Annotated in this window: 18 protein-coding genes and 1 riboswitch; of the genes, 12 read left to right on the top strand and 6 right to left on the bottom strand. The window is 53.7% G+C overall.

Features of this window, described 5'->3' with window-relative positions; genetic code table 11:
- Positions 1-6: 6 nt before the first annotated feature.
- From hlyD to ACN28R_RS04590, 7 genes are all read left to right on the top strand, one after another.
- On the top strand, positions 7-1,008 hold the full coding sequence (hlyD, locus tag ACN28R_RS04620; protein WP_095833735.1) for a secretion protein HlyD: 1,002 nt from the start codon (positions 7-9) through the stop codon (positions 1,006-1,008).
- Positions 1,001-2,743 carry an ATP-binding cassette domain-containing protein gene (locus ACN28R_RS04615; protein ID WP_095833734.1) on the top strand — a complete coding sequence of 581 codons (1,743 nt, stop codon included), beginning with the start codon at positions 1,001-1,003 and terminating at the stop codon, positions 2,741-2,743. The genes hlyD and ACN28R_RS04615 overlap by 8 nt, the downstream gene beginning before the upstream one ends.
- Positions 2,736-3,881, top strand: coding sequence for an ABC transporter permease (locus tag ACN28R_RS04610; RefSeq protein WP_048638423.1), 1,146 nt, complete (start codon positions 2,736-2,738; stop codon positions 3,879-3,881). The genes ACN28R_RS04615 and ACN28R_RS04610 overlap by 8 nt, the downstream gene beginning before the upstream one ends.
- 9 nt (positions 3,882-3,890) lie before the next feature.
- Positions 3,891-4,997, top strand: a complete 1,107-nt coding sequence (locus tag ACN28R_RS04605) for an ABC transporter permease (protein WP_095833733.1) — start codon at positions 3,891-3,893, stop codon at positions 4,995-4,997.
- A gap of 222 nt (positions 4,998-5,219) precedes the next feature.
- On the top strand, positions 5,220-5,477 hold the full coding sequence (locus tag ACN28R_RS04600) for a hypothetical protein (RefSeq protein ID WP_183096803.1): 258 nt from the start codon (positions 5,220-5,222) through the stop codon (positions 5,475-5,477).
- A gap of 574 nt (positions 5,478-6,051) precedes the next feature.
- Positions 6,052-6,510 (top strand): efflux RND transporter periplasmic adaptor subunit, encoded by a 459-nt coding sequence (locus ACN28R_RS04595; protein ID WP_095835729.1) that lies wholly within the window; start codon positions 6,052-6,054, stop codon positions 6,508-6,510.
- A gap of 134 nt (positions 6,511-6,644) precedes the next feature.
- A complete protein-coding gene (locus ACN28R_RS04590) occupies positions 6,645-7,361 on the top strand; it encodes a DsbC family protein (protein WP_095833730.1) in 717 nt (238 codons plus the stop codon).
- Positions 7,362-7,463: 102 nt separating this feature from the next.
- Here ACN28R_RS04590 and ACN28R_RS04585 read toward each other — a convergent pair whose 3' ends face one another.
- From ACN28R_RS04585 to moaA, 6 genes are all read right to left on the bottom strand, one after another.
- Positions 7,464-8,174: a Bax inhibitor-1/YccA family protein gene (locus tag ACN28R_RS04585; RefSeq protein ID WP_048638421.1), complete on the bottom strand. Its 711-nt coding sequence runs from the start codon at positions 8,172-8,174 to the stop codon at positions 7,464-7,466.
- Positions 8,175-8,281: 107 nt separating this feature from the next.
- Positions 8,282-8,734: a molybdopterin synthase catalytic subunit MoaE gene (gene moaE, locus ACN28R_RS04580; protein WP_095833729.1), complete on the bottom strand. Its 453-nt coding sequence runs from the start codon at positions 8,732-8,734 to the stop codon at positions 8,282-8,284.
- 2 nt (positions 8,735-8,736) lie between these two features.
- Positions 8,737-8,982: a molybdopterin synthase sulfur carrier subunit gene (gene moaD / locus ACN28R_RS04575; RefSeq protein ID WP_048638419.1), complete on the bottom strand. Its 246-nt coding sequence runs from the start codon at positions 8,980-8,982 to the stop codon at positions 8,737-8,739.
- Positions 8,979-9,461, bottom strand: a complete 483-nt coding sequence (gene moaC, locus ACN28R_RS04570) for a cyclic pyranopterin monophosphate synthase MoaC (protein WP_095833728.1) — start codon at positions 9,459-9,461, stop codon at positions 8,979-8,981. The genes moaD and moaC overlap by 4 nt, the downstream gene beginning before the upstream one ends.
- A gap of 7 nt (positions 9,462-9,468) precedes the next feature.
- On the bottom strand, positions 9,469-9,981 hold the full coding sequence (moaB, locus tag ACN28R_RS04565; RefSeq protein WP_048638417.1) for a molybdenum cofactor biosynthesis protein B: 513 nt from the start codon (positions 9,979-9,981) through the stop codon (positions 9,469-9,471).
- A 44-nt stretch (positions 9,982-10,025) separates the two neighbouring features.
- Positions 10,026-11,015, bottom strand: coding sequence for a GTP 3',8-cyclase MoaA (gene moaA / locus ACN28R_RS04560; protein WP_095833727.1), 990 nt, complete (start codon positions 11,013-11,015; stop codon positions 10,026-10,028).
- A riboswitch (molybdenum cofactor riboswitch) is annotated at positions 11,003-11,151 on the bottom strand. (Overlaps the previous gene by 13 nt.)
- Positions 11,152-11,503: 352 nt before the next feature.
- On the opposite strand from moaA, the gene yvcK reads away from it, so the two are divergent.
- From yvcK to ACN28R_RS04535, 5 genes are all read left to right on the top strand, one after another.
- Positions 11,504-12,451 carry a uridine diphosphate-N-acetylglucosamine-binding protein YvcK gene (gene yvcK, locus ACN28R_RS04555; protein ID WP_095833726.1) on the top strand — a complete coding sequence of 316 codons (948 nt, stop codon included), beginning with the start codon at positions 11,504-11,506 and terminating at the stop codon, positions 12,449-12,451.
- A 365-nt stretch (positions 12,452-12,816) separates the two neighbouring features.
- Positions 12,817-13,536 carry a GntR family transcriptional regulator gene (locus ACN28R_RS04550; RefSeq protein WP_048638414.1) on the top strand — a complete coding sequence of 240 codons (720 nt, stop codon included), beginning with the start codon at positions 12,817-12,819 and terminating at the stop codon, positions 13,534-13,536.
- Positions 13,533-14,312 carry an ABC transporter ATP-binding protein gene (locus ACN28R_RS04545; protein WP_095833725.1) on the top strand — a complete coding sequence of 260 codons (780 nt, stop codon included), beginning with the start codon at positions 13,533-13,535 and terminating at the stop codon, positions 14,310-14,312. The genes ACN28R_RS04550 and ACN28R_RS04545 overlap by 4 nt, the downstream gene beginning before the upstream one ends.
- A 1-nt stretch (position 14,313) precedes the next feature.
- Positions 14,314-15,087, top strand: a complete 774-nt coding sequence (locus ACN28R_RS04540; protein WP_095833724.1) for an ABC transporter permease — start codon at positions 14,314-14,316, stop codon at positions 15,085-15,087.
- A 4-nt stretch (positions 15,088-15,091) separates the two neighbouring features.
- Positions 15,092-16,084 carry an ABC transporter substrate-binding protein gene (locus tag ACN28R_RS04535; protein ID WP_095833723.1) on the top strand — a complete coding sequence of 331 codons (993 nt, stop codon included), beginning with the start codon at positions 15,092-15,094 and terminating at the stop codon, positions 16,082-16,084.
- Positions 16,085-16,092 lie beyond the last annotated feature (8 nt).

Here is a 16,092-nt window from a genome sequence, read left to right as displayed (position 1 = left end):
TGCGTGATGAATAAGAAAAAATTGGCTTTCGCCATTGTTATTATCGTCCTGATCGCGGCGGCGATTTATGGCTTCGTTCAATACCGACAGCAGCAGGAAAAACCGCTGACGCTATATGGCAATGTCGATATTCGTTCCGTGAATCTGGCATTCCGCGTGGGCGGACGGCTAGCCGATCTGAAAGTGGACGAAGGGGACGGCATTCAGCCTGGTCAACCTCTGGCCATGCTGGATAGCGCCCCTTATCAGAATGCCCTTCGCCAGGCGCAGGCCAATGTCGCCAGCGCCAAGGCGCAGTTGAATTTGTTGCAGGAAGGCTATCGCCGGGAAGAGATCGAACAGGTGCGTTCTCAATTGGTGCAAAGTCAGGCGGCCTATGATTACGCCAACAGTTTCTATCAGCGCCAGCAAGGGCTGTGGGCAAGACGGTCTATTTCCGCCGACGCCTTAGAAGATGCCAAGACCGCCCGCAACCAGGCATTGGCGACCTTACAAGGCGCCAAAGACAAGCTGAAACAGTATGAAAGCGGCAACCGGCCACAGGAGATCGCCAGCGCGCAGGCCGCCCTGGCTCAGGCTGAGGCCGCACAGGCGCAAGCCGAACTGGACCTGAAAGATACCGAGTTGCTCTCGCCGTCCGCCGGCGTCATCCTGACCCGGGCGGTGGAAAGCGGCAGTATGCTCAGTTCGGGAAGTACGGTATTTACCCTGTCATTGACCCGCCCGGTCTGGGTTCGCGCTTATATCAACGAACAGAATTTAGGCCGTGCCGTACCGGGCAGCAGCATATTGGTTTATACCGATGGCCGCCCCGATAAGCCCTATCACGGCCAGATCGGTTTTGTGTCTCCCAGCGCCGAATTCACGCCGAAAAGCGTTGAAACGGAAGATCTGCGTACCGACCTGGTCTATCGCCTGCGTATTGTGGTGAATGATGCGGACGAGCATCTGCGTCAAGGGATGCCGGTGACGTTGCGTTTTGCTCAGGATGCGTCCAGCCATGAATGATATTTCCGCGCGCATTGAGATAAAAGCGCTGGAAAAACGGTTTCCGGGCCAGGACAAACCGGCGCTTGCCAGTCTCACTGAGCAGATTCGCGGCGGGGCCGTTACCGGATTGGTCGGTCCGGACGGGGCCGGGAAAACCACTCTGCTGCGTATGCTGGCGGGCTTGTTGACCCCCAGCAGCGGTTCGGTACAGGTGGCGGGGTTGGATCCCATAAAACAAGATCGCCAGCTCCATGCGATCCTCGGCTACATGCCGCAAAAATTCGGCCTGTACGAAGACCTGACGGTCATGGAAAACATGAATCTGTATGCCGATTTGCGCGGTATTACCGGCGCCGTTCGCCGGGAGACATTCGACCGGCTGCTGTCGTTTACCGACCTCACCCGCTTTACCGAACGCCTGGCCGGAAAACTCTCCGGCGGGATGAAGCAAAAGCTGGGGTTGGCCTGTACGCTGCTGGGGCAACCTAACGTTCTGCTGCTTGACGAGCCGGGCGTCGGGGTCGATCCCATCTCCCGCCGCGAACTCTGGCGCATGGTGCATGAGCTGGCCGATGAAGGCATGCTGATCGTGTGGAGCACATCGTATCTGGATGAAGCCGAACAGTGCCGGGATATTCTGCTGCTCAATGAAGGGGAACAGCTATACCGCGGCGAACCCCGGGAATTGACGGAAAAGATGGCCGGCCGCAGCGTGCTGGTCAGCGCCCATGACGAAAGCCACCGCAAATTGCTGCAACGCGCGCTGCGCCAACCGCAGGTCAGCGACGGCGTGATTCAGGGGCAGTTCGTACGGCTGATTTTGCAACCGGATGCCGACCGGGCGGCGTTGCTGTCGGCTCTGGGTCTGCCGGAAGAGAGCTTGAAGGACACCGATCCGCGTTTTGAGGATGCGTTTATCGATATGCTGGGCGGCGGCCCGGCCAGCGAATCCTCGCTGGCGAAAATCATGCCGGTGATTGAAATCAACGGGGAAGAAACCGTTATTGAAGCACGGCAGTTGACGAAAAAATTCGGCGACTTCGCCGCCACCGACCATGTCAGTTTTAAGGTTCAGCGCGGTGAAATTTTTGGTCTGCTGGGTCCCAACGGCGCGGGAAAATCCACCACCTTCAAAATGATGTGCGGCTTGCTGGTGCCTACCGACGGCAAAGCGCTGGTACTGGACATGGATCTGAAAACCAGCTCAGGCAAAGCGCGTCAGCATTTGGGCTATATGGCGCAGAAATTCTCTCTGTACGGCAACCTGACGGTGGAACAGAACCTGCGTTTCTTCTCCGGCGTATACGGTCTGGAGGGCAAAGCCCAGCGCGATAAAATGGCGGAAATGGAAAAAGCGTTTAACTTCCAGCCGATTTATCACCAAACGCCCGACGCTCTGCCGCTGGGATTCAAACAGCGGCTGGCGTTGGCCTGCGCGTTGATGCATGAGCCGGACATTCTGTTTCTGGATGAACCGACCTCCGGCGTCGATCCCCTCACCCGCCGGGAGTTCTGGATTCATATCAACGGCATGGTGAACAAAGGCGTCACGGTAATGGTGACCACCCACTTTATGGATGAGGCCGAGTATTGCGACCGCATCGGGCTGGTTTATCACGGTAAGCTGATCGCCGCCGGCACGCCGGACGACCTGAAACAAAAGGCCGCCGACGAACAGACGCCGTCCCCCACCATGGAAGAAGCGTTTATCGCGCTGATCCAGGACTATGACCGGGAGAACACGCATGGATAGTCAGCAAGACAGCACCCATTTTTCCTGGCGTCGCCTGCGCGCCCTGTGCCAGAAGGAAACCCGGCAAATCCTGCGCGATCCCAGTAGCGGCTTGATCGCCTTTGTTATCCCGTTGCTGCTGCTATTTATCTTCGGCTACGGCATCAATCTTGATTCCAGCCGGCTTCGTGTCGGCATTCTGGTAGAACAGCAAAGCGAAGATGCCCTGGATTTGGCCGCCGCCTTCACCGCATCGCCGTTTATCGCCCCGACGATTAGCGATAACCGGCAGCAGCTGATTCAGATGATGCAGGCGGGCCGGATTCGCGGGCTGATTGTCATCCCCGTCAATTTCGCCGAACAGATGGCGCGCTCCTCTGTTGATGCGCCCATTCAGGTGATTACCGATGGCACCGAACCCAATACCGCCAATTTTGTCCAGGCCTATGCCCAGGGGATATGGCTGATCTGGCAGCAACAGCGGGCCAGCGACAGAGGCGAGGCGTTTGAACAACTGATCGAGGTGCAGCAGCGCTACTGGTTCAACCCGGCGGCCATCAGCCAGCACTTCATCGTGCCCGGCGCCATTACCATTATCATGACCGTAATCGGCGCCATTCTGACTTCGCTGGTTATCGCCCGCGAATGGGAGCGCGGCACCATGGAAGCCCTGTTATCCACGCAGGTGACCCGCACCGAACTGCTGCTGGCGAAACTGATCCCCTACTATGTTCTTGGCATGATCGCGATGGTGCTGTGTATTGTGGTCGCCCGCTTCGTTATGCAGGTGCCCTATCGCGGCTCGCTGCTGGTGCTGTTCGGCATCAGCAGCCTGTTTCTCGCCAGTACGCTGGGGATGGGACTATTGATTTCCACCCTGACCAAAAATCAGTTCAATGCGGCGATGATGGCGCTGAACGTCGCCTTTTTGCCTGCCATCATGCTGTCCGGATTTATTTTCGAGATTGACAGTATGCCGGTGCTGGTGCGCGCCGTCTCCTACCTGATCCCCGCCCGTTATTTTGTCAGCACGCTGCAAACGCTGTTTCTGGCGGGCAACATCAGCAGCGTACTGTTAATCAACCTGCTGTTTCTTATCGCCTCCGCCGTGGTATTCATCGGCCTCACGGCCTGGAAAACCCAGCGCAGACTGGACTAGGGAGCCAACATGTTTCATCGTTTGTGGACATTAATCATCAAGGAACTCCAGTCTCTGCTGCGTGAACCGCAAACCCGCGCCATTCTGATGCTGCCGGTGATTATTCAGGTTGGTCTGTTTCCGTTCGCCGCTACGCTGGACGTGACCAATGCCACGATTGCCGTCTACAGCGAAGACAACGGTCAGGCCTCCGTTGAACTGACCCAACGTATCGCCAAGGCCAAAGCCTTCCCCAACGTGCTGTTGTTGCGCGCGTCGCAAGAGATCGCGCCCACGCTGGACAACCAGCGGGCATTGTTAATCGTCCGTTTTCCGCCGCAGTTCTCCCGCAATATTGCCCGCGGCGAGAGCACGTCGCTCCAGATCATCCTGGACGGACGACACTCCAACAGCGCCCAGATCGCCGCCGGTTATGTGCAGAAGATCGTTCAGGATTACCAGTTGGAATTATCGGCCGACACCCCGAAAATCAACAACAGCGAGTTGGTGGTCCGCCACTGGTATAACCCGAATCTGGATTACAAATGGTTTGTGGTTCCCTCGCTGATTGCCTTGATCACCACCATCGGCGTGCTGATCGTCACCGCGCTTTCGGTCGCCCGCGAACGTGAACAGGGCACGCTGGAACAGCTATTGGTGTCGCCGCTGTCCACCTGGCAGATATTTGTCGGCAAGGCGGTGCCGGCGTTGATTGTCGCCACCTTCCAGGCCACCATCGTGCTGCTGGCCGGGATATTCGCCTATCAGATCCCTTTTGCCGGCTCACTGCTGCTGTTCTACCCCACCATCCTGATTTACGGCCTGTCGCTGGTCGGATTCGGACTGTTTATCTCTTCGCTCTGCTCCACCCAGCAGCAGGCGTTTATCGGCGTGTTCGTGTTTCTGATGCCGGCGATTCTATTATCCGGCTATGTCTCTCCGGTGGAGAACATGCCGCAGTGGTTACAGAACGCCACCTGGATTAACCCTATCCGCCATTTCACTGAAATCACCAAGCAGATCTACCTGAAAGACGCGGATTTCTCGATTATCTGGCAAAGCCTATGGCCGTTGCTGATCATTATCGTCATCACCGGTTCCGCCGCCTACGCCATCTTCCGGCGCAAGGTCGCCTGACGCCGCGTATAAAAAACCGTTATTAATAAACACTGTGCAATTCAAATGAAAAAGTGACAATACGATTATTGTATATATAAAATAAAATAATGAAGTTGACGTTTTTTACATATGGATATATTTTGACACAGGGTTATTATCAAGGATGAATTACATGAAAAACTTATTACGTTTTCTATTCAGTGCATTATTGTTTTTTATGTCTTCACACACAACATGTTTATGCTGAACAATGTGGCGAACAAGCAGGCGGTGCAATGTGCGCGGGAGACTTATGCTGTAGCCAGTATGGATATTGTGGCACCACTGAAAGTTACTGTGGAACAGGATGTCAATCTGGAGATTGCAATACCGATACAATTAACCCTGTGGTTTGTCGTGCGGCTTGCGCTGGTTTTTGCGCCGGAGTGGCTGTATCTTGTGCCGCAGGTTCTGTTATTACTGTTGGTACATTATCTATACCATGTTCAGCTGTTGTGATTAGCAGTTGTGCCGCATCAGGTGGTGGGGTATCAGTGTGTAACGATATTGTATGTAGTTAACAGAATTCTAACTATAAGGATTGCCTTATGAACAGGAAATATTTCCCATACAAACCAGTAGCTTACATTACAGCCTTATTTGTGATTCCTTTTTTGATTTTATATATTATAAAACCATATGAATTATCAATCACAGCAAAATTGTTAACCTATGCGATAACCGTTCTAATACCTTTACTTTTGTTAAAACTTATTCTAAAACAAAAGAAAATAAAACCGACTTCACTGGCCATCCCGACAATTGTTTATTCTTTTTGCATTGTGGCGTCAGACTTTTTCCATGATAGCGGGAAAATCCATTTCAGTATAGCTATTATAGGAATTTCAATAATATCATTTTTTGTCATTTGCATTGTATATAATCGATATAAAAAATAAGGGAACTGTGATGAAATGGATAGCATCATATCTTTTTACAAAAAAATTATCTATTTATTCATTATAATAATAAGCATTATGGTTATTTATTTTTTCAACGGAAATATAAATAAAAAAGGGAGGATTACAAATTAATCACAACAAAACAAGGTGATCTGCAAGAAAGCATCTCTGCATTAGCACTTATCGTTCCTTCAGAGCTCGTCAATATCGGAACACAGGTCACCGGACAAATAAAAAAACTCCATGTCAAGGTAGGAGATACGGTACAGAAAGATACACTTATTGCTGAAATAGATGCTACCTCGCAAGAAAACGATCTTACAGCTAGCCAGGCTCGACTTGAAAGTTTACAGGCGCAATTACACGCTAAAATCGCCACATCCAACCTTGACGCAGTTAATTTTCACCGCCAAAAGTCGATGTTTCATAAAAATCTATCTTCTGCTCTAGAGTTTGAAAAAGCGGAAGTGGCATTAAAAGTCAGCAGAGCTGAAATCAAATCACTGGAAGCGCAGGTACAAGAGGCAAGAATATTGGTCGATACGGCAAGAATAGACCTAGGTTATACAACGTATCACTTCCCCTATTAACGGCACCGTGGTCGCAATACTCGCTTTATCTGGGCTATTTCCTGCTTATCGTGCTGCAACACTTGATCCCATAGAGTCATTAACCATGGAACAATAATATTCCCGTGAAAATCAGTAAACGTTAAGGATGAACAATGAATAGTAACCGTATAATAATCAACCTTTTTTTATTTACTCTGCTTTGCGGGCAAGCTTTTGCCAGCGATGAAGATAAAGTCAAAGAGCTCGTTGCAACACGAATGGGAGATAATACGACTATCGATTCGGTACGAAAAACCGATTACCTTGGCTTATATGAAGTAAAAATTGGAAAGAATATTATCTATACAGACATAGACGTTAATTACTACATAACTGGTCATATTATTAATGCAAAAACCCTTTTCAATTATACGAATGAAAAGCTGTTGGAAGCTAGTAAAGCCGAGATAAACGCTCTTCCATTAAATTTAGCAATAAAAATCACCAAAGGCGATGGTTCAAGAAAACTGTTTGTTTTTGAAGATCCCAACTGTGGATATTGCAAGTTATTAAGAAAGAAAATACAAAATATCGATAATGTAACAATATACACATTCATGTATAACATATTAAATGATACTTCATGGACGCTATCCAGAAATATTTTATGTGCTAAACATCCCGACATTGCTTTTGAGGATTGGATGGTAAATGAAAAACAACCAGAAACTGCCCCCATTGACTGCAAAGACCCTAATAAGATCGTTTATGAACTTGGCAAGAAAATGAATATTACCGGAACACCCACCCTATTCTTTGTCGACGGAAGCAGTCAGCAAGGAGTAATGGAAATAGATGCTCTGGAGAAAAAATGGCAAAACATTAAATAAACCGGTATTCAGATGCCTGTTCTGGAAGAAACAACATTTGTGGCAGAGATATTCCGAAACAGAGCAAGACCCTCTGTTTCGGATATCGTCATAGCAGCGGGATTAGCGACGGTTGCCGAAGATGCGCAGCAGCATCAGGAACAGGTTGATGAAATCCAGATACAGCGTCAGCGCGCCGACGATCGAATATTTGCGGAAGTTATCCCGATCATCCACCGACAGTTGCTGACCGAGGTTTTTCAGCTTCTGCGTGTCATACGCCGTCAAACCGACGAACACCACCACGCCGATATAGGTTACCGCCCACATCAGCGCCTCGCTTTTCAGCCAGAAATTCACCAGCGAAGCCAGCACAATACCAATCAGCGCCATAAACAGCATGCTGCCTAAACCGCTTAAGTCACGCTTGGTGGTGTAGCCGTACAGGCTCATGGCGCCAAACATACCGGCGGTAATCACAAAGGTACTGGCGATCGACTCACCGGAATACATGATGAAAATGCTGGAAATCGTCAGCCCGGTCAATGCCGAATAGAGCATAAACAGGCTGGTGGCCACGCCGCCGCTCAACCGCTGCACCATCCCGGAAATCACGAACACCAGCCCCAGTTGGACAATGATCAAACCGAAGAACGTAATCTGGCTGGAGAAAACAAAATTCAGTACGGCGGGGGTGTTCGCGGCATACCACGACACAAACGCCGTCAGTAATAACCCACAGGTCATCCAGCCATAGACCTGCGCCATATAGGCCTGAAGACCTGTCTGCGCGCGTTCAACAATCGAATCGCCCGAGCGTGGATATCTATCCATGATGCTACCTTTGTTTGCAGTAAGTTATACGTAAGAGACTGTGCGCCTCGCCTTTCTTTATCCTAACACATAAACGCCGATCCGGTCGCAGCCGGCGCAATAGGAGGCTACCAGCGCCGGGCCGCCTGCGCGTCGCTATCGCGGGAGGCAACCCAGCGTTCTCCGCCCGGCGTAGCCTCGCGTTTCCAGAACGGCGCCCGCGTTTTGAGATAGTCCATAATGAACTGCGCCGCATCAAAAGCCGCGCTGCGGTGGGCGGCGCTGACGCCGACGAACACGATCTCGTCCCCCGGATAGAGCGCGCCGACCCGGTGGATAACGCTGACGCGCGGCAACGGCCAGCGTTCGCGGGCCAGTTCGACGATTTCGGCCAGCGCTTTTTCCGTCATGCCGGGATAATGCTCCAGCGTCAGCGCGCTGACGCTCTGGGCCAGATTATGATTGCGCACCTTACCGGTAAACGTCACTACCGCGCCATCTTCATCGCACTGCGCAAGCCACTGATATTCATCGCCGACGTTAAAATTCTCTTCGCTTACGCGAATTCGCGTCTCAGCCATAGTCAGCCTCCCGTTACCGGTGGGAAAAAAGCCACCTCGTCGCCATCCTGTAACGGATGTCCCATCTCCACCAGCGACTGGTTAACCGCCGCCAGCAGCTTGCCGGACTCCAACGCCAGCGCCCAGCGATCCCCCCGCCCGCATAACGCCAGCCGCAGATCATCCACCGTGGCGTATTCCGCGTTCAACGTCAGACTTTCCGTGTCGGTCAGTTCACGTACCTGCGCAAAAAACAGCACGTTAATCATGATGTCTCCGCCTTGAAATCGCCTGATTTGCCGCCGCTTTTCGCCAGCAGGCGCACCGGGCCGATCACCATATCCTTCTGTACCGCTTTGCACATATCGTAAATGGTCAACGCCGCGACCGATGCCGCCGTTAACGCTTCCATCTCAACGCCGGTTTTACCGGTCAGACGGCACAATGACTCAATACGCACCCGGTTATGTTCGGGCTGGGCCTCAAGTTCAACCGCCACTTTACTCAGCAGCAGAGGATGACAGAGCGGGATCAACTCCCAGGTGCGTTTTGCCGCCTGGATGCCGGCGATACGGGCGGTGGCGAACACATCCCCCTTGTGGTGGCGGCCTTCGACAATCATCGACAGCGTCTGCGGAGCCATTTCAACAAAGGCTTCCGCCCGGGCTTCACGCACGGTATCGGCCTTGGCGGACACATCCACCATCGAGGCCTCGCCGGCAGCATTAATATGCGACAGTTGTGACATCGTTATCTTACTTTTTCAGATGAGGATAAAAGTTACAGGGTTTTTGGCGCGCATCCAGCTGTTGCTGAATAATACGCTCCCAGGCGGTATGACAGGCGCGGGTCGAACCCGGCATGGCGAAAATCACCGTCTGATTAGCCAGACCGGCAATCGCGCGCGATTGCAGGGTGGCGGTGCCGATGTCTTCATACGACACCATGCGAAACAGCTCGCCAAAGCCTTCAATTTCGCGATCGAACAGTACGCCGATCGCTTCGGGCGCCACGTCGCCGGGAGTAAACCCGGTGCCGCCGTTGATCAGGATCGCCTGCACATCATCGCTGGCAATCCAGGCCGAGACCTGCGCTCTGATCTGATAGCGGTTCTCTTTAACAATGCCGCTGGCGACAATATGGTGACCGGCGGACTGCGCCGCTTCGCGCAGATAATCACCGGAGGTGTCGTCGGCTTCGCTACGCCGATCCGACACGGTAAGCACCGCAATATTAAGCGGAATAAATTCGCTACTGACCTTGCTCATATCTGACTCCTTACGAAATACATTGCATCGCCGGCTTAGGCTGCTTAACCGCCAATAAACGATAGATTCTGCGTGATGCCGCTATTGCCCTGATGCAGGAAATGGGTCTTTTTCTTGGAGGATAATCCGCCGGAAATACGCATTTTCAACGCATCAAGCTGATCGTCGTCCGCCATCAAATCACGTAACGGGATCCCCTGTTCGCCAAACAGGCAGAGATGAAGATTGCCAATGGCGGAAACACGCAGGCGGTTACAGCTCAGGCAGAAATCTTGCGCATAGGGCATAATCAACCCGATTTCACCCTGATAATCAGCATGCCGGAATACGCGCGCCGGGCCATCGCTGCGGGCGCGTGCCTGTTCGCTCCACCCTTGTTGCAATAGTTTTTGGAGAATGACGTCGCCGGAAATGTGGCGCTGCTGAAAGAGGCGGCTCCCCTCGCCGGTTTCCATCAGCTCGATAAAGCGAAGCTGAATCGGACGCTCCTTGATCCATTGAAGAAAGGCGTGCAGGCTGGTGTCATTAACCTCGCGCATCAGCACGGTATTCACTTTAACCTTGCTGAATCCGCAGGCGAAAGCCGCATCGATCCCCGCCATCACCTGCTGGAACTTGTCCTGCCCGGTAATGGCATGAAACTGGCGGGGATCCAGGCTGTCTACGCTGACATTCACTCCGGTAAGCCCGGCTTCGCGCCATTGCGCCACATCGCGGGCAAGGCGATAGCCATTGGTGGTGACGGCCAGCGTGCGGATCGCCGGATTTTCACGTATGGCGGCGATGATATCGACAAAGTCGCGGCGCAGAGAGGGTTCGCCGCCGGTGAGGCGCACTTTCTCCGTGCCCAGTTCGGCAAACGCGCGACTCACCCGGCGAATTTCGTCGAGAGATAAAAAGCGGCGTGAACTGTCGCCATTCGGCCGATAGCCATCCGGCAGACAATAGGTACAGCGAAAGTTGCAGACATCAGTTATCGACAGACGCAAATAGTAAAATTTGCGCGCGAACTCATCGGTCAGTTGACTAACCATAAACACCTTTCCAAATACGGGAGATGCAGGCATTTCTACCTTGCACCCTGGTGACGCTAACGGTCACGGCCAGGGCGCCGTATGATGCAAGACCGACACATCACTTAGGCGCCAAGGCTAGGAGTTTGATTCCAGTCTATTATTTGACAAATATAGTCAAATAATGCGGACACGGAACCGTCATTTTCGTAACAAAGTCTACCGTCAAACACACTGCACAGTCACTTAAAAATGCGATATATACTTTGATATATAACGATTTTTCTCTACTATTACAGCACAGCATACTAGAAAATAATGCGTGGGAATTGTCACAGTTCACACCCGCGAGATGATCTTTCGCCTTTTATAGCGAAATCGGCTACCTTACCGGCGGGAGTTCCACCCTATAGATTTCGAGGCGCAGGGGAAACCGGTTAATCAAGCTAACACGCTTGCGACTTGAAAGATGAAGGGTATGTCATCTTGATTCAGTAATAAGGGTTATTATGCTCAAACGTACGTTGGCCGATCTTGATCGGGTTGTCGCCCTGGGGGGCGGACACGGCTTAGGTCGGGTAATGTCTTCGCTTTCCTCGCTGGGTTCCCGCCTGACCGGGATTGTCACCACCACGGACAACGGCGGCTCGACGGGAAGAATTCGTCGCGCTGAAGGCGGCATAGCCTGGGGCGATACCCGTAACTGCCTGAATCAGTTGATAACCACACCGAGCGTCGCCTCAGCCATGTTTGAATATCGCTTTAACGGCAACGGCGAACTGGCAGGACATAATCTGGGCAACCTGATGCTGAAAGCGCTCGATAATCTGAGCGTTCGGCCATTGGAAGCCATCAATCTGTTGCGTAATCTGCTAAAAGTGGACGCGTTCTTAATCCCGATGTCCGAACAACCGGTCGATTTGATGGCGATCGATGAACAGGGCCATCCCGTTTATGGCGAAGTTGAAGTCGATCAGCTCCCCACCCTGCCGCAGGATCTAATGCTGTTTCCCGCCGTCACCGCTCCCCTGGAAGCGCTGGAAGCCATTGCCGATGCCGACCTGATTCTGATTGGCCCCGGCAGTTTCCTGACCAGCCTGATGCCGCCGCTGCTGCTCGACGATCTCAGCCTTGCCCTGAGCCACACCGCCGCGCCGATTATCTATATCGATAATCTCGGCCGCGAGCTCAGCCCAAGCGCTGCCGGTATGACGCTGCAACAGAAACTGGAAATGATGGAAAAGCACATTGGCCGGGGGCGCATTAATGGCATTATTATGCCGCCCGGCCCGGCGGCGGCGCCTGACGGCTGCATTCTGATCCAGCAACCGCTGGAAGCGGCCGATATCGCCTATCGTCACGACAGAAAGTTGCTCTACGCCGCCATTGAAAAAGCATTATCCGCATTGACGGAAGTCTATGATGAACACGGCGGAGTTCAGTCCTACAGGCTCTGACGCCCCCATCTTATCGGCGTCGCCAACGCCCGACGTCGGATTACGTGAATCCAAGGTTATCCCTTTAAAGCCGGATTCATGAGGTAACCCGGTATAGTAGCCCGTTCCCGCCAACTCCCGATATCGTCTTGCCATTCATCGATTGATGAACGGCAAGCATCCAGAAAATGCGCGATACCTCGCGGATGACAATCGAGTCTGCGTTCGATTTTTCCTGACGTAGGCTGCTCAGTTGATGTTTTTTCCTCATATCCATAGCCAAATTTCTTATTGGCTAATAATTAGCCTGCTTCCTAAACTGTCTCTAGTTAAGCATCCTAGCCTTCACCTGTGAGCTGCTCACAGACTGTATTAAGGATCCTCAGATGGTTACGCTTTCATCAGAAAAAAATAGCGCATTGTCACAGGGCGACTCCGCCTGGCTGCGTATTCGTCACGATGTTTTGTGCTGCCGGTTGTTGCCCGGCGCTATGGTCACCGAACAGATGCTGATGGAGCGTTACGCCATTGGTAAAAGCAGTTGCCGCGTGGCGTTGGCGCGTCTGTGTCATGAGAACCTCATCCAGTCGCGTCCGCGCAAGGGATATAAGATAGCGCCTATCTCCGTACAGGACGTGGAAGAGATTTTCACCATCCGCGCCCAGCTTGAACCACTGGCGGCCCGCCTGGCGGTGGGCCGCATCGATATTGATTTACTGCGCCGGCTGGAAGCCGCTTGCCGCGAAGAGATCCAGGCTCCGCTTTCAAAGCAGATCGATACCTTTATGAATGCCAATAAGCGTTTTCATCTGGCCATCGCGCAAGCCTCCGGCAACAACCATTTGATCCGCACGTTATCGACCCTGATGGATGAGATGTCGCGTTTGGTGGCGCTGGGATTCAACGTGCAGAAAACCAAACCGGAAATCAAACACGACCATAACGCCATGATTGAAGCCTTTAGTCAGGGTGACAGCAAACGGGTTGAGTTGATCGCCCGCCGCCATATCGAAACCTTCCAGGCGATGACGCTGGAAAAGGTCTACGCCACCCTGAGCCGGGACGGCGCCGTGCTGCCGATTCTGGAACGGAGGCTGCAACTATGAGCGCGCTGTTACAAGCCACATCGCCGCTGACGCTGGCGCCGACCACACCGCTGATACAGGCCAAAGGCATCAGCAAAGCGTTCGGCGCGTTGCAGGTGCTGAGCGGCATTGATTTAACCCTGCATCAGGGCGAGATCCTGGCGTTGCTTGGCCCCTCCGGCTGCGGCAAAAGCACGCTGCTGAATATTCTGTCCGGTCTGCTGAGCGCAGATAGCGGCTCGCTGACCATTCAAGGCGAAGACGCCGCGCATTTCCGCAACTGGCAGCGCATCGGTTATCTGTTTCAGGAGGATCGCCTGCTGCCCTGGCGCACCGTACAGCAGAATGTGAATTTCGGTCTGGAGAATCTGCGTCTCAGCCAGGCCGAGCGGCGCCGACGGGTAACGGATGCGCTGCAACTGGTCGGCCTGGCCGATTTTATCCGCTACTGGCCGTATCAGTTATCTGGCGGCATGCGTAGCCGGGTGGCGCTGGCGCGCAGTCTGGTTACCGAGCCGGAAATCCTGCTGATGGACGAGCCCTTTTCTAAACTCGATCCGCAAACGCGCGGCTCGATGCATGACGAAATTCTGCGCATTCAGCGTCTGACCGGCATGTCGATCGTGCTGGTGACCCACGATGTGGAAGAGGCGGTGGTACTGGCCGACCGGGTGGTGATATTTAAACCCCACCCCGGACATATTCATCACATTCAGACGATTGATCTGCCGCGCCCGCGTTTGCCCACCAGCCAGGTGGTCAGCGAGCAAATTCGCCTGCTGCGTCTGGAGATTTGATATGTCGCGTACTCGTTCTCTGTCCTCGCTGGTCGCGCAGCGTCTGATCCTGCTGGCGCTGTTTTTGCTGATATGGTGGCTGGCCGCGCTGCGGATGCCGTCATTTATCCTGCCCGGTCCGGAAAAAACCTGGCTGGCGCTGCAACTGCTGTGGCGCAACGGCACGTTGCTGAATGACATCGGCGTTACCCTGTCGCGCGTGGTGATGGGCTTTGCCTTCGCCACCCTGATCGGCACGCCGCTGGGACTGGCGCTGGGCGCCAGCCGCCGTCTGGCCCGTTTCTTCGAACCGTTGCTGGCGGTATTTAATAGCGTGTCGTCAGCCATCTGGGCCATTTTCGCCATCATCTGGTTTGGCATTTCCAACGCCACGACGGTATTCGTGGTGTTCATGACCGCCATGCCGCTGATCCTGACCAATGTCTGGCAAGGGGCGCAAACCGTGGAATCTCAGTACGTCGAACTGGCGCGCAGTTTCCGCATGAACCGCTGGCAAACGCTGATGAAGATCTATCTGCCGACCATTCTGCCCTACTTCTTCTCCGGCGCCCGGTTGGCCTTCGGCTTCGGCTGGCGCGTATCGCTGGTGGCCGAAACGCTGGGGGCGTCGAATGGCATCGGTTATCGCCTGCGTCAGGCCGGCGATCTGGTGCAAACCGATCAGGTATTTGCCTGGACGGTGTTGTTGGTCACGCTCATGTTGCTGCTTGAGGGCGGCATTCTGAAACCCCTGGAACGCCGTTTGTTCCGCTGGAAAAAACTCACACAGGAATAATGCGATGAAGAACATCATTACTGCGGCCTTGCTGGTCGCCGGGACGCTGTTTGCCCAAAATATCGCCGCGGCGGAAAAAGTACGTATCGGTTACTGGACCAGCGGCGTCAGTCTCGGCTATGGCGCGGTGCTGGAAAGCACCGATTTCCTGGCTCGTCACGGCATCGATGCCGAATTTATTCACTTCCCGGACGTCAATGCGCCGGTAAAAGCGCTGGCCTCCGGCTCCATCGATCTGGCGTTCGGCGCCCCGTTGGCGGGGATCCTCAGCACCGCGGCCGAGGGCGTGCCGGTGAAAATCTTTGCCGCCACCCAGCCAGCCGACGTGCAGTTCGTGGCGCCGGCCGATTCGCCCGTTACGCAACTCTCCCAGTTGAAAGGCAAAAAGATCGGCATGTCTCCGGCAGGCTCGTCCGTGGCGGTGATTGCTGGCGCCATACTGGCCGGCAACTACGATATCAAACCGGCGGATTTCTCGCTGGTCGGCGGCAACGAATCGCGGCTGGCGCAATTCCTGTCGCAAAAGCAGGTCGATGCCGCGGCCCTGCGCTCGGTGACCATCGCGCAGTTGGATGAGCTGCACGTTAAACCGCTGGGCAGCTTTGCCGATGAGTGGCGCAAACTCACCCACAGCGACGCCGTTCCTTACATCGGCATCGGCGCCGTACGCAGCGACCTGATCGACAAGCAGCCTGATACCGTCGCCCGCGTGATTGCCTCGCTGCGCGACACGCTGAGCTGGGGACAGGCGCACCCGGATGAAGTAGTCAAAATTCTACAGCAAAAGGCCAACCTGCCGCAGAAAGACGCTGAAGTCTATGTCAGCCGTTGGGAGAGCATGAACCGGGTGTCGTTTGAACCGGCGGATATCGATACGCTGAAATTGCAGCACAAGGTATTCGTCGAAAGCGGTGCGATCACCGGCCAACTGAGCGATGACCTATTCGTCACCGGTCCCTATCAACAGGCGAAATCCATTCAACCCCTGGCCCAATAACCCATACC

The sequence above is a fragment of the Brenneria goodwinii genome (assembly GCF_002291445.1).
GTDB classification, from domain to species: Bacteria; Pseudomonadota; Gammaproteobacteria; order Enterobacterales; family Enterobacteriaceae; genus Brenneria; species Brenneria goodwinii.
The sequence above is the reverse complement of the archived record's forward strand: the minus strand, read 5'-3'. Positions and strand labels throughout refer to the sequence as shown.